Source organism: Polycladidibacter hongkongensis, assembly GCF_001561995.1.
Taxonomy (GTDB): Bacteria; Pseudomonadota; Alphaproteobacteria; order Rhizobiales; family Stappiaceae; genus Pseudovibrio; species Pseudovibrio hongkongensis.
The window spans coordinates 312,730-327,004 of sequence record NZ_LLWC01000008.1 but is presented as its reverse complement, the minus strand read 5'-3'; the positions used below and the strand labels follow the sequence as shown (position 1 = coordinate 327,004).

Annotated in this window: 12 protein-coding genes; 9 read left to right on the top strand and 3 right to left on the bottom strand. The window is 53.4% G+C overall.

What is annotated here, in order from left to right:
• The first annotated feature begins 25 nt into the window (after positions 1-25).
• Entirely contained in the window at positions 26-664 is a 639-nt protein-coding gene (locus tag AYK82_RS02720) for an alpha-ketoglutarate-dependent dioxygenase AlkB (RefSeq protein ID WP_068311088.1), read from the top strand.
• Here the strand turns inward: AYK82_RS02720 and AYK82_RS18455 are convergent.
• The 3 genes from AYK82_RS18455 to ubiE all read right to left on the bottom strand — a co-directional run bounded on the left by AYK82_RS18455 (position 654) and on the right by ubiE (position 4,056).
• Positions 654-1,277, bottom strand: a complete 624-nt coding sequence (locus tag AYK82_RS18455) for a TetR/AcrR family transcriptional regulator (RefSeq protein WP_068311086.1) — start codon at positions 1,275-1,277, stop codon at positions 654-656. The two genes, AYK82_RS02720 and AYK82_RS18455, sit on opposite strands and share 11 nt — an antisense overlap.
• A gap of 385 nt (positions 1,278-1,662) precedes the next feature.
• On the bottom strand, positions 1,663-3,246 hold the full coding sequence (gene ubiB / locus AYK82_RS02710; RefSeq protein ID WP_068311084.1) for a 2-polyprenylphenol 6-hydroxylase: 1,584 nt from the start codon (positions 3,244-3,246) through the stop codon (positions 1,663-1,665).
• A gap of 6 nt (positions 3,247-3,252) precedes the next feature.
• On the bottom strand, positions 3,253-4,056 hold the full coding sequence (ubiE, locus tag AYK82_RS02705; protein ID WP_068311082.1) for a bifunctional demethylmenaquinone methyltransferase/2-methoxy-6-polyprenyl-1,4-benzoquinol methylase UbiE: 804 nt from the start codon (positions 4,054-4,056) through the stop codon (positions 3,253-3,255).
• A 114-nt stretch (positions 4,057-4,170) separates the two neighbouring features.
• Here ubiE and mutM point away from each other — a divergent pair, with 114 nt between their 5' ends.
• The 8 genes from mutM (at position 4,171) to AYK82_RS02665 (ending at position 14,273) form a co-directional block, all read left to right on the top strand.
• Entirely contained in the window at positions 4,171-5,070 is a 900-nt protein-coding gene (gene mutM / locus AYK82_RS02700; protein WP_068311075.1) for a bifunctional DNA-formamidopyrimidine glycosylase/DNA-(apurinic or apyrimidinic site) lyase, read from the top strand.
• Between the two features lie 215 nt (positions 5,071-5,285).
• Entirely contained in the window at positions 5,286-6,230 is a 945-nt protein-coding gene (locus AYK82_RS02695) for an L-lactate dehydrogenase (protein WP_068311073.1), read from the top strand.
• Positions 6,231-6,421: 191 nt separating this feature from the next.
• On the top strand, positions 6,422-7,849 hold the full coding sequence (gene gndA / locus AYK82_RS02690; RefSeq protein ID WP_068311071.1) for an NADP-dependent phosphogluconate dehydrogenase: 1,428 nt from the start codon (positions 6,422-6,424) through the stop codon (positions 7,847-7,849).
• A 192-nt stretch (positions 7,850-8,041) separates the two neighbouring features.
• Complete coding sequence (locus tag AYK82_RS02685; protein ID WP_082733690.1) at positions 8,042-8,677, top strand: GntR family transcriptional regulator; 636 nt, start codon at positions 8,042-8,044, stop codon at positions 8,675-8,677.
• 117 nt (positions 8,678-8,794) lie between these two features.
• Positions 8,795-9,565 carry a DeoR/GlpR family DNA-binding transcription regulator gene (locus tag AYK82_RS02680; protein ID WP_068311067.1) on the top strand — a complete coding sequence of 257 codons (771 nt, stop codon included), beginning with the start codon at positions 8,795-8,797 and terminating at the stop codon, positions 9,563-9,565.
• A gap of 720 nt (positions 9,566-10,285) precedes the next feature.
• Entirely contained in the window at positions 10,286-11,545 is a 1,260-nt protein-coding gene (locus AYK82_RS02675; RefSeq protein WP_208976365.1) for an imelysin family protein, read from the top strand.
• Positions 11,546-11,615: 70 nt separating this feature from the next.
• Positions 11,616-13,154, top strand: a complete 1,539-nt coding sequence (locus tag AYK82_RS02670) for a di-heme oxidoreductase family protein (protein WP_068311063.1) — start codon at positions 11,616-11,618, stop codon at positions 13,152-13,154.
• Positions 13,155-14,273 carry an imelysin family protein gene (locus AYK82_RS02665; RefSeq protein ID WP_068311061.1) on the top strand — a complete coding sequence of 373 codons (1,119 nt, stop codon included), beginning with the start codon at positions 13,155-13,157 and terminating at the stop codon, positions 14,271-14,273.
• Positions 14,274-14,275 lie beyond the last annotated feature (2 nt).

The following is a 14,275-nucleotide window of genomic DNA, read 5'->3' as shown; positions in this document are numbered from 1 at the left end:
ATAAATAGCAAGAAATGGACATGCAATGGCGCGCGAATTCCAATGGCCGCAAGGCCTTCTGCATTTGCCTGAGTATTTTGACCTTGAGCAACAACAGCGATTGCTTTTAGAAATTCGAGGTATCGTCGCGCAGGCGCCACTCTTTCAACCGGTGATGCCGCGCAGTGGCCGGCCGTTTTCTGTCAAGATGAGCAATTGTGGCCGGCTTGGCTGGGTGTCAGACCGAGCTGGATATCGTTATCAACCCACACACCCTGAAACGGGCCTAGCTTGGCCAACAATCCCACAAATATTGCTAGACCTTTGGAGGGAATATGCCCCAGACGACCTAGTTGCGGAAGCTTGCCTAATCAACTTTTACAGCATGAACGCCAAAATGGGGTTACATCAGGATAGGGATGAACACGATTTCCGCGCCCCGGTGATTTCCGTGAGTTTGGGAGACAGCGCTCTGTTTCGCGTTGGAGGGCAGAGCCGCAGTGGGGCAACTGGGTCTTTAAAGCTGCAATCCGGTGATGTTGTGGTACTTGGCGGGGAGGCCCGCACCTGCTTCCACGGCATTGACCGCATCTATGCCGGAAGCAGTCGGTTATTGGCGCAGCAGGGGCGCCTTAATCTGACAATTCGGCACGTTGGGGAGCCTGCACCGGTCATTAAGAGGTAGTGGGAGCTGTTTTGAGAGTTTCGAAATAGGAGGTGATACCACCGGTCAGAAAGGCAACTGACTGATCAACAACCATGTCAAAATGCTCATCTTCCATAATTGGCTGTTCACGCTCGGCAAACATCAATAGCACTTCCATCGACACGCTGTTTAAAATCAACATCAAGTACTTAATATCGAAGCTTGTAAGCTTCTCAACTCCGCAGTTCTTCGCTATGTAATTTAGCATCTTCAAGATTGGGGCAGGGGGGCTCCACTTTCCAAACACTTTTCTGGCAACACTTGGGTCAGACAAAACGTGGCGGAACAAGATAATAAACGGAAGCACCTCACCACTTTGGCGAGATACACCCTGCACAACCAGCGGCTCAACATAAGCGCGAAGAATTTCGTGATTCTGCGGCATTCGACCACCTGCCTCCAAAGCGTGCAGGCGCTGCGCCCGCATGTCTGTAAGAACACATAACCGATTAAACAAGATTTGCTTGATCAACTCTTCTTTTGAACCGAAATGGTAATTGATCGCCGCAACGTTCGCACCAGCTCGATCTGTTATCATTCTTACAGAAGTAGATGCCACTCCACGTTCGGACAGCAGCTGCTCTGCGGCCATTAGCAAGCGCTCTCTTGTCCCGCTATTAGAGTCGCTCATTTTTACCTCAATTTTTATTTAATTTTCACTTCTCTTTACTATCAACACACCTATCTATTGCGCGAATTATTTAGCAATTGCAACCTACTATAGTATTTACCGTAGAGATAGCTGGAATAATAAGTGTATTTGATCTTGAAATTGTAAAATTGGTATAAAATGGCAAATACAATCAGTGGAAATATTTTAAATAGTTACCGACAGGCAAAATATTTTTTCAAAATTTTACAACATAGAACCATGATATATTAGACTGTTTGCAAATATTTGATATTTTTACTCGTAATCATCCAAGTTCACCCGATTAAGGGCAAATAATCATTTCGTTATACACGAAATTTCGAAACTAGATGTACATCCGCGCTGCAATTGCGACGAGAGCGGCGGCAGCAACCCAGAGCGCTACGCGGCCAGAACGGGTATGTTGCGCTTCGGCTTTGCCAATCGCCTCTGCTGTCGACTGATCGAAGCGCAGGCCGTTTTGCACCATACTCTCCATCTCTTCAGAGAGGCGCCCCGCTCTTTCGGCCAAAATGGGCAGGCTTGTGGCCATTTTCCCTAGTACGCCAGCAGCTTGCCCCAAATCCTGCAATCGACCGAGAGGGCCGAGATTTCGCTCAATCCAGCCGCGAACAACAGGATCTGCCGTCTTCCACATGTCCAGATGCGGGTTTAGAGAGCGCGCCACCCCTTCAACGACAACCATGTTCTTTTGCAACATAATCAGTTGAGTTTGGGTGTGCATATCAAAAAGCTCTGTCACCTCAAATAGCTGAGTGAGCAAGCGCGCCATGGATATTTCGCTGGCATCGTGCCCGTGAATTGGCTCCCCAATCGCGCGAATAGCTTGCGCAAAGATGTCCGTATCTTGATGGGAAGGCACATAGCCTGCTTCAAAGTGCACCTCTGCCACACGGCGATAGTTGCGCGTGATAAAGCCATACAGGATTTCAGCAAGGAAACGCCGCTCGGCAAGGCTGAGGCGGCCTGTGATACCAAAATCAACCGCGACGAGGGTCCCATCATCTTTCACAAACAGGTTGCCCTGATGCATATCTGCATGAAAGAAGCCGTCGCGTACGGCATGACGCAAGAAACTCTGTATGACGCGATCGCCAAGCTCGGGCAGATCATGCCCTGCGGCTTCGATAGCAGCAACGTCAGACAGTTTGACGCCCTCTACCCAGTCCATTGTCAGGACGGCTTTGGCTGTGCGCGGCCAATCTACTGCTGGGACTTCAAAGCCTTCGTCGTCCTTGGTGTTTTCTGCCATTTCCGAAAGAGCCGCCGCCTCCATCCGGAAATCCATCTCCAGCTTCACCGAGGCTGCAAGCGTATCCACAACGGCGACAGGCCGCAAACGGCGCGCAGCGGGGTCCACAGCTTCAACGAGCCGCGCCGCCAGATAGAAGCTTTGCAAATCTTTCTCAAAGCGGCGGGCCACACCCGGGCGCAGTACTTTCACCGCAACCGGCTTTTCTTCGCCATCTTTGCTTAGAACAGCGGCCTTATGCACTTGTGCAATTGATGCGGCAGCGATTGGCTCACCAAAAGAAGCGAACAGCTCACCCACTGGCTGGCCCAGCTGCTCTTCAATGGTTTTGATCGCGATTTCCTGTCCGAAAGCTGGGACATTATCCTGTAGCTCTGATAGCTCTTTAGCGGCTTCCTTACCGACAACGTCAGGACGGGTTGCCAAGAACTGGCCGAGCTTGATGTAGGAGGGGCCAAGACGATTGAGCGCAATCGTTAGCCGGGCGGCAGCAGCCCGTTTTTCTACTCCGCGACGTTCTAACAAGCGGGCAAGGCCGATGACAAAGCGCGGCCCGGCCGGAAGCTCCGGTAACACCACAAGACCAAACACACCCTCACGCGCCATAACCATACCAGCGCGAACGAGTCTCAGTAGCGGCAGAATAGAAGAGATCATCTTAGCCTAGATTTTCCAACCAGAGTGCAGAGCGGCGATCCCGCCAGTGTAGTTACGGTAAGTCACACGCGAGAAGCCTGCATCGCGGATCATTTTGGCGAAGCGTTCCTGAGTTGGGAATTTACGGATTGATTCCACCAAGTAGGAGTAGGGGTCGCCGTCACCGGTTACCGCTTTGCCAATATGCGGAATAGCGTGGAAGGAAAACAGATCATAAACCTTATCAAGCGCAGGCACATCTACCTCAGAGAACTCAAGGCACATAAAGCGGCCACCGCGCTTTAGCACCCGATGCGCTTCGCTTAGCGCTTTTTCGATCTGAGGGACGTTGCGAATACCAAATGCGATTGTATAGGCGTCAAAATGCTTATCGGGAAAAGGGAGTTCCTCTGCATTGCCCTGCGTAAACTCGATATGCTCTGCAAGGCCCGCTTTTGCAGCTCGTTCTTTGCCAACGCCCAGCATGGAACCATTGATGTCGCACACGATTGAATTCACCGAACGCTTGGAGCGCTCCACAACGCGGGTGGCGATATCGCCTGTTCCGCCGGCAACATCCAGATGCAACCAAGGGCGCGCAGCCTCTTTGGGCGGGTTCAACGAGGATACCATGGCGTTCTTCCAAACGCGGTGCATGCCGCCGGACATGAGGTCGTTCATCAGGTCATAGCGATCTGCCACCTTGTGGAAAACATCATCGACCAGAACCTGTTTTTCGCCCTCTCCAACTTTGGTAAAGCCAAAGCTCACCGCCATTTCTGAAGGATCTGAAACCGAACTCTTGGAGAGACTGTTAGATTCACGCGCCATTTGCCTAAAAACTCCGTTTGCCGCGGCAACATAGTACAGGATAATTTAAATCGCTATGATTGAAGCGTAAGTTGTGCAGATTACTGCCAGCATAACACAGATATATGTGAGAGAATGCCCGAGCTTCCAGAGGTAGAAACCGTAAGGCGCGGTCTGGCGCCAACACTTGAGAGTGGCCGAATACTGCGCGTCGAACTGCGCCGCGCGGATCTGCGCTTTCCATTTCCCGATGGATTTGCAGCACAACTCGAAGGCGCGACAATCACCAGCTTGGCGCGGCGGGCAAAGTATCTCCAAGCGGATACGGATCGCGGCGATGTGCTGGTGATGCATCTTGGTATGTCGGGCTCCTTTCGGGTTCTGGAGGGCGCCGAAGAGACCGTCGCGCCGTTCCATGGGGCTGTTGGCCGCAAACCAAAGCACGATCATGTGGTGCTGCACATACAGGCCGATAAAGGGCAGGGCGCGCGGGCACGTGTGGTTTACAATGATCCGCGCCGCTTCGGGTTTATGGATCTGATAAAACGCAGTGAACTTGAAGCCCACCCATACTTCGTGCAGATGGGGGTGGAGCCGCTTGGCAACGCATTGGATGGGGCGCTGCTGCAAGAGCTGTTTGCGGGGCGCAAAACACCCCTTAAGGCCGCATTATTAAATCAGAGATTTATCGCTGGCCTTGGCAACATATACGTTTGCGAGGCGCTTTGGCGCGCCGGGCTTAGCCCCTTTGCTAGTGCGAACAGCATTTGCGGCGATAGCACAGCGGCGCAGATAACGCGCAATTCCCTTGCTCGGCATATTAAAGAGGTTCTGCAAGAGGCCGTGGCCGCAGGTGGCTCTACCTTGAAAGACCATGCAAGCACAGATGGTTCGCTTGGCTATTTTCAGCATCGCTTCGCTGTTTATGGCCGGGAAGGCGATCCTTGCCTCGCCAAGAACTGCAAGGATAAGATCAACCGAGAGGTCCAGTCCGGCCGCTCAACCTTCTTTTGCCCAAGTTGCCAACCGCGCTAGGGCCCAGTGATATTCTGCGGGCTGCATAGCTGGCCTGCATAGCTGGCGCTGGTCAACGCCAAGTTGCATCTCTAACTTTCTGTTATTGCTGCTGGTCGCGCTGATTTGTCACGCAATGCTAAATTGCCTAGGGTGCACAATAGAAGCTTGTTGCTTGGCGTGACTATTTGCAGAAGTTGCCGACCAAGGCGTAACCCCCGCGAGGAGTATTCCTAATGAAAATTGGTGTTGTTGGAGTTGGAGCTGTTGGCAGTACCGCAGCCTATGCCTTTGTTTTAAACGGGGTAGGGCATGAAATTGTATTAACCGACTACAACCCGAAGCTAGCTATCGCGCAGGCCGAAGATATTCGCCATGCAACGCCGTTTTCAAAACCCATAACTGTTCGTGCGGGTGGCTATGAGGATTTGAAGGATGCAAAGGTCGTCGTTATTGCCGCAGGCGTGGGGCAAAAGCCGGGCGAAACGCGCATTGACCTGCTCTCTCGCAATGCCGCCGTATACGCTTCCATCATTCCCGAAGTTTTGCGCAATGCCCCCGATGCTATCTTGCTGATAGCTACCAACCCGGTTGACATCATGACCAAGGTAGCGACGGAAATTTCCGGCCTGCCCTCCTCACGGGTGATTGGCTCTGGCACCGTGCTTGATACCGCACGTTTTCGCACATTGCTGGGCATGCATCTGGGTATTTCTCCAACCTCTGTGCATGCGGATGTTATGGGCGAGCATGGCGATAGTGAAGTGCTGGTTTGGTCTGGGGCACGAGCCGGAAACACGCCACTGGCAGAGTTTGCGGATCAGGTGGGAAAACCGATCACGGAAGAAGTGCGCCAGCGCATTGATATTGGCGTGCGCCGCGCGGCCTATTCAATCATCGAAGGCAAGGGTGCAACCAATTTTGGCATTGGTGGCGGACTCTCTCGCATCGTTCGGGCGATCATAAACAACGAGCATGCTGTGATCAGCCTTTCCACAGTGAGCGAAGAGATTCTTGGCATTCGCAATGTGGCGCTATCTGTTCCACGTGTTGTTGGCGCAAATGGGATAGAAGCAACGCTGTTTCCAACGCTTTCCTCTGATGAAGCAACACAGCTGCGTTCCAGTGCGGAATCTCTGGAACAAGCGGCACAGGAAGTGCTGAGCAAGCATAAATTCTGAGCAGCGGCAGTTGTTAGCTCAGCGGCGTTATATTTTTTGTCGCGCCGCTTCTTAAAACAAATGCATCTCCCTTGGCTTTTGGCCGGTTTTGGCCTAGGGAAGGGCCTGCGAATTCTAATTGCGGCCGAGAGGCCGACTGGTCCGCCACTCAAGAGCGGGCATGACAAGGTGCGAAGCGCGGAGAAACATTGATGACACAGGCAGATATTGGCCTTATCGGACTTGGGGTGATGGGGGCAAACCTTGCTCTCAATATCGCAGAAAACGGCTACAAGGTTGCTGTTTTCAACCGCACCGCAGAAAAAACCAAAGCGTTCATGGAGAATGCGGCGCATCTGAAAGATCGGTTCATTGCCTGCTACTCTCTGGAAGAGCTGGTGGCGAACATCAAGGCGCCACGCCCTATCATCATGATGGTGATGGCCGGAGACCCGGTAGATCAGCAAATTGCTGCTCTGAAGCCTTTCCTGGCAGATGGTGATATCCTGATTGACGCTGGCAACAGTGATTTTCATGACAGCAACCGCCGCTATCGCGAGCTGGCCGATACGCCATTCACCTTTGTTGGTATGGGCGTTTCCGGCGGCGCGGAGGGCGCGCGTCATGGGCCATCTATCATGGTTGGCGCATCTGAAGCGGCTTATGGCCGCATTGAGCCTATCCTCACCGCGATTTCTGCAAAGCACAATGATGAGCCTTGCTGCGCGCTGATGGGGCCTGAAGGCGCAGGCCATTTTGTGAAGACCCTGCACAACGGCATTGAATATGCCGATATGCAAATGATCGCAGAGATCCACGAGGTTATGAGCAAGTGTCTTGGCCTTACAATTGCCGAGCAGGCGCAGGTCTTCAAAAAGTGGAATGAAGGGCCGCTTGCTTCCTACCTTATCGAAATCACTGCAAGCGTGATGGATGTGGTTGATGCAGAAAGCGGCAAGCCAATTCTTGAGGTTATTCTTGATACTGCTGGGCAAAAGGGCACCGGACGCTGGTCTGCTGTTGAGGCGCACAAGCTTGGCGTACCTGCCACCGGCATCGATGCGGCTGTAGCAGCACGCTGCATCTCCGCTGGACGGGCGCTGCGCCAGGAAATTGCGAAAATCTATCCGCAGGATGGTGCCGCGCTGAGCTTTGCCGATAAGCAAGCGGGCATTGATGCTTGTGAGCGGGCGATGATTGCCGGCAAAATCGCGGCTTATGCCGAGGGTTTTGCCGTGCTTGCTGCCGGTTCCGCCGAATATGGCTGGGAACTGCCGATGGGCGACATTGCACGTATCTGGCGTCAAGGTTGCATCATTCGCTCACGCTTCCTGGATGAGATTGCCTCTGCTTATGATGCCGATCCTGCCTTGAAGTCACTCTATCTGGCTCCAACCATTGCCGAGCGCATGAAAGATGCAGTGCCGGGCCTGCGCGAAGTGCTGTGCAAGGCGATTATGAGCGGGGTTCCAACTCCGGGCCTATCGGCCGCGATGGGCTCGTTCGATATGGTGCGCCAGCAACGCACCGCCGCCTATGTGGTTCAGGGTCAGCGTGACTTTTTCGGCCAGCACGGCTTTGAGCGCACGGACAAGGAAGGCTCAGGCTTTCACGGTCCATGGCCTGCTGGCGGCGCTTAATGCTTTTTGGTGGCGCTAAGCCTATGCTGCAATTGCGCGCCTACCTAGCCCGCAGAAAGGCCACGCTTGAGTCTTTGTAGACGCAAGTATACAATACAGGTGTAGGTACCCAGCGGTGCCTACACTTTTTTGTTTCTTTAGCCGGTTTTGGGGCGTAGGCTGCCCAAGAAATTAACTTCAGGTGGAATTGCTGTGTCTACGACCTCTCCCAATGGCGCTGAAATATACAAAATGCTTGTTAAGGCAATTGAAGCGCGCGAGTTGAAGCCAGGAAATCGGCTACGAGAGGCAGAGCTTGCAGAGCGCTTTGGCGTGTCACGCACGCCGATCCGCGAAGGGCTAAAGCGATTGGAAGCCCAAGGACTGGCCGTGCATGAGCCAAACCGCGGCATGGTAATTCCAAGCCTCGATCACAACCAGATTAGCGAGCTCTACTTTCTCCGGGAAGTGCTGGAGGGAACAGCAGGACGCTTGGCAGCGCAGCATGCTTCTGACGCAGAGATTGAAATACTGCAAGAGCTCTTGGCACAAGATCAGGCGAACCTTGCTGATGCCAAAATGCTGATCCGTACCAACCGCGAATTCCACCGTCGGCTCTACCTTGCCTCTCACAACCGGTATTTGGTGGAGCAAATCGACCATATGCGCCTCTCGCTGCTGTTGCTAGCTGGAACCACCCTAACCGATGATGACCGCCGCCGCGTAGCAATTGAAGAACACGCGGAAATCGTTGACGCCATTGCCAAGCGTGATTGTGAGCGCGCGGACCGTGCAGCGCGGCATCACATCGCAGAGGCGCATAAAGCGCGGCTAAAGTTTTTCTTTTAGGCGCCCTATCAATTCTCCCGTAGAATTTTGCTTTTGCACGCCTTTGATGTGGCGCATCACAAAAACGTCATCTGGTCCGCTTAGATGTTCATATGAACTTCTGCGTAGGGCCCTAAGATGGATGAGCAACAGCTTTCCGAGCGTCAACACAGCATTCTCAACCTGATAAAGGCACAAGGCTTTATCGGGATTGATGCACTTGCGCAAAATTTTGGCCTAACTACTCAGACAATCCGGCGCGATGTCAACCGCTTAAGCTCGCTTGGTCTGCTCCGTCGGGTACATGGTGGGGTGGAGCCCGCTGTTACTCCTCACAACATTGCCTATTCAGCTCGCCGCATTCTACAAAGGCGCGCTAAATCCCGCATTGCGCAGCGAGTCGCGGCGGCTATTCCTAATGGTTCTAGTCTCGCGTTTTCAATTGGCACCACGCCGACGATGGTAGCCAGTGCTTTAGAGCAGCATGAAGGATTACGTGTCTACACGAACAATCTGAACGTAGCCACAGAAGCGCTCAAAAACCCGACAACCGCTGTTACCATCGCCGGGGGGCAATTGCGCCACGGCGACATGGACATTCTTGGCCTAAAGGCCGAAGACTTTTTTGATCGCTATAAGGTTGATATCGGTATCTTTGGTGTAGCTGGCGTGGATGGTGATGGCACGCTGTTAGACTTTCATGAGGAGGAGGTTGCCGCCCGACAAGCCATCCTCCGCAATTGCCGGAAGTCTTTTCTTGTCGTCGATTCCAGTAAGTTTGGCAGACAGGCGCATGTGCGCGGAGGATTCTTGCAAGACGTCAGCGTGATAGCCACGGAGGTGATGCCAGACCGCCCCTATCGGCAACTGCTGGAGGCAAGCGCAGCGCAGGTATTGCTCTGCCCGTGATACGGGTTGGCAAGGGTGCAATCTCACCAACCCGCTTCACGCAGAAAACTGCGTATGGAGTGCCCATTTGTTGCAACAGGCTCTGAAGAGGTATTGTAGCCTCTGATGGATTTCAAGCATACCCAAGCAAATTTGCAGGCTTGATTTGCAGTTTGCATTTATACAACCTGTTCGCTAGTTAATAAGCCAGCAGGCTTTTGGGGTGATGTCACTATGTGTTTTAGGTTGGTATTTGTTGTTTGTTGCTGCGCGGTGCTAGGTGGTTGCGCTGTCGTTTCTGCGACAAGCACTGTTGTAGGCGTGACCGCGTCCGCCGTGACGACGACAGCAAGCGTCGGCGCTTCGGCAGTAGGAGGAGCCGTTGATCTAGTAACTGATGATGAAGACGACTCTGAAGAAGAGTAAAAACACATTAGGGCTATTACTTAATTCTTTCAGGCTTTGCAGATTTAACTTGATGTCTAAAGTATAGTTTTCCACACCCTGCTTCTGCCATACATGACAAAATGCCTCATATTATCAAGGCTTTGCGAATGATTATCAATATGACAAACTATCTAAACTATTGTTTTTCTTGATATACGTTGACTAGCCTCCCCCTGGCTGAGACAAAGCATCACAGGAAAAATAGCTACTGTTGCCGCTGGCAATCTTAGCTTGGCCTTTCGGTAAGAAGGGTTTGTTGTGATCAATTGTTTAGACATGGGGTCGAAAATGGGCATTCTTAAACGTTCTTTGCTAGGCGCGGCTGCGCTATTGGCAACCAACAGCATGGTTCAGGCGGCCACTTCCGCTGATGTCTTGAAAACCTACGGTGACATTGCGCAGGCAGGCTACGAAGATTCTCTTTCCAGCGCGAAAGATCTGCAGGCAGCCATTGAAGCTCTTTTCGCAAATCCGAGCGATGCTACTCTTGCCGCTGCCCGCCAAGCGTGGATCGAAGCCCGCAACCCGTACCAGCAAACCGAAGTCTACCGCTTTGGCAATGCGCTGGTGGATGACTGGGAAGGCAAAGTCAACGCATGGCCGCTTGATGAAGGCCTGATCGACTATGTTGACGCCAGCTACGGCTCTGAATCTGAAGAAAACCCTTACTACGTTGCAAACATCATCGCAAACAGCGCGCTGGACGCGGCTGGCGAGAAAATTGATGCAGCAAACATTAACCCAGCACTGCTAGAAAGCCTGCAAGAAGCTGGCGAGATCGAAGCAAACGTTGCCACTGGCTACCATGCGATTGAATTTCTGCTCTGGGGTCAGGATCTGAACGGCACTGGCGCTGGTGCTGGTAATCGCCCTGCGTCCGATTTCGATACCAAAGTTTGCACCGGAGGCAGCTGCGAGCGCCGCGTTGCTTACCTGAAGGCTGCAACCGAGCTGCTTATCAAAGACCTCGAGGACATGGTTGCAGCATGGCAACCGGGCGGCGAAGGCCGTAAAGAATTGGCTGCCAAGGGCGAGGCAGGTGGCCTTTCCACCATCCTTACTGGCATGGGTTCGCTTTCCTATGGCGAGCTGGCTGGTGAGCGCATGAAGCTTGGCTTGATGCTGCATGATCCAGAAGAAGAGCATGACTGCTTCTCTGACAACACGCACATGTCGCACTTCAACGACGTTGTTGGTATTCGCAATGTTTACCTCGGCGAGTACAAAGGCCTTGATGGCAAAGCCGTTAAGGGTGCTTCCCTGCATGATCTGGTAAAGGCGAAAGCTCCAGCTGTTGCTGAAGAGCTGTCTGCAAAGCTGGATGCGACTATGGCTGCATTTGAGGCAATGAAGACCCGCGCTGAAACCGTGGAAGCCTATGACCAGATGATTGGCGAGGGCAACGCTGAAGGCAATGCAGTTGTTCAGGCTGCTATTGACGCACTGGTAGACCAAACCACCTCCATTCAGCGTGCTGTGAAGGCTCTGGAGCTGGAGCAGATTGCGTTTGAAGGCTCTGACAGCCTCGACAACCCAACCTCTGTCTTTGAATAAAACGAACTTCCGCCCCGCGCATCAGCGCGGGGCTTTTCCTTTTAGCATACCCAGAGTTACAGGCCCTATCATGCCAGTTTTCGGTTCAGCCGCGCGCCACTCTCTTACAGCGCTAGCCACCACCGCCGCAGTTTCCCTTTTCTCAGCCCCCCTTGCTTTCGCTGATGTTTCCATGCGCAGCGATCTCTCCGAGGCTGATAAAAGGAAAGTTGCCAAAGTCATTTCGCCAACTGAGGATTTCTCTAAGGCAGAAGCCTTTGAGGTGATGCAGGCCGGTGCCGCGACCTCGCAAAAACGCGTTAACCGCGATGCTTTTTCGCACCCGAGCGCCAACATCACGTTTAAAGAGCAGCAGACCTTCCGCCTTGGCAATGGCATGTTTAAGAAGCTCTGGGTTTCTTCTCCCTCGTCTACGCAGGCCTCTGATGGTCTTGGGCCGCTTTACAATGCGCGCTCTTGTCAGGGGTGCCACCTGAAAGACGGGCGCGGGCATCCACCGCGCGAGGGCGAGAAGGCGGTTTCCATGTTCCTGCGCCTTTCTGTTCCGGCTAAAACCGAAGAGCAGCGACAGGCGATGCAAGATGGCAGGCTGATGGCGTTGCCTGAACCAACTTACGGGGGCCAGTTCCAGAATTTCGCTGTACCCGGGCTGCCGGGCGAAGGCAAGATGACGATTGCCTACGAAGACGTTCCTGTTGAGTTTGCAGATGGTACCGTGGTGCATTTGCGCAAGCCGACCTACGGCGTTTCAGAGCTTGCTTATGGGCCAATGGCGGAGGATGTCCAGCTTTCCCCCCGCGTTGCACCACAGATGATCGGGCTGGGGCTGCTGGAGGCTATTGCCGATACCGATATTCTTGCCAATGTGGATGCAGATGACCGCGATGGCGATGGCATTTCAGGCCGTGTCAGCTGGGTAGCCGATGCAAAAAGCGGAGAAAAGCGCATTGGCCGCTTTGGCTGGAAGGCCAGCAATGCGAGCGTGCGCACCCAATCTGCCGGTGCCTTTGCGGGCGATATTGGCATATCTTCGCCAGATGCTCCGCAGCATTATGGGGATTGCACAGCAAATCAACAAGCCTGCCTTGCCATGCCAACCGGCGTTCAAAAGCGCCTTGGCGATACAGAAGCGCCAGACCCGGTGATGGATCTGGTGGAGTTCTACTCCAAAAACCTAGCTGTGCCTGCGAGGCGAAATGCGGATGATGCACAGGTTCTGCGCGGCAAAGAGCTGTTTTACGCCTCGGGCTGTATTGCATGCCACACGCCAAAATACGTCACCAGCCGCAAGGCCGACAACAAAGCGCAACAGTTTCAGTTGATCTGGCCGTATACAGATTTACTGCTGCATGACATGGGTGAGGGGTTGGCAGATCATCGCCCGGTTGGCTCGGCAAATGGATACGAGTGGAAGACACCACCACTTTGGGGAATAGGGCTGACAGAAACGGTAAACGGGCATACATTCTTCTTGCATGATGGACGCGCCCGTAATCTGCTAGAGGCTGTGCTGTGGCACGGCGGCGAGGCGGAGGCAGCGAAGAACCATGTACTGGAAATGACGCATCAAGACCGGCAAGCCCTCGTAAAATTTCTGGAGTCTCTTTAAATGCTGACCAGCTGTGCACTGCTTAAACGCCCCCTGATTGTCGCCGGTGCGGCTGTGTTGCTGCTCATCAACCAAGGCAATGCACAGCAGGCAAGCCAGAATAACAAATATGCCGGTTATGCCACGCGGGTGATTGAGCAATATATTTTGCCAAAATCCGCAGCTTTTCAAAACGACATCAACAAACTGGCAGCGGCAGCTAAGGCGCACTGCACTGCGCCCGATGCAAAAAGCACAGCAGCGTATAATGGTGCGTTTCGCAATGCTGTGCGGGGGCTTGCGCATGTTGATATTCTGCGCTTTGGACCTCTGACGCAGAACTCCCTTGCGCAAAGATTGGCGTTTTTACCAGATAAACGCGGCGCGACACAGCGCCAGCTCAACAAGGTGCTCGCCAAGCAGGATCCCAGCGTAACAAGCGCCGATAGCCTTGCGCACAAAAGCGTTGCTTTGCAGGGGTTGGTCGCGCTGGAAAAGCTAAGCTACGACACCAAGGGCGCCTTGCGGCTTGGCACGAGTGATGCAGCTGGTGCCTTTTCCTGCCAGTTTGCAATAGCGATAACACAAAGGTTGCAACAGAGCGCAGATGAGCTGCTGCGCGGCTGGCAGGACCTGCAAGGGTATCGCGCTGTATTAGAGGCACCTAGCGCAGCTAACAGCGAGATCAAGACGCATCACGAGGCAACTGAAAAGATTTACAACGCGCTGGTTACAGCGTTGATTTTTGACAAGGACCAGATTGTTCTTGCTGTGCTTGGGAAGAGCGCCAAGAAAGCGGCCCCACATAAAGCGCCTTTCGCGCGTAGTGGCAACGCAATCGCTTATTTGCAAGCCAGCTTGGAGGGCACAGAGCAGGCGCTTACCGCCGGCGAATTTACCGCCAGCCTTAGCGGAACCGAAATCTGGGTGAAGGACAGCCTCGCTTTTGAATTTGCCAATGCACAGCGCACACTCTCCAAGATTCCCCAGCCATTGCGCGACAGTGGCCGCAGTGCCGAGGTGCGTAAGCAGCTCACCTATCTTGATATTGTTATCGGTTCTTTGCGAAGCACACTGGCAGAAGATCTGGCAGGCTATTTGGGGCTTGCTGGCGGGTTTAACTCGCTAGATGGGGACTAGGG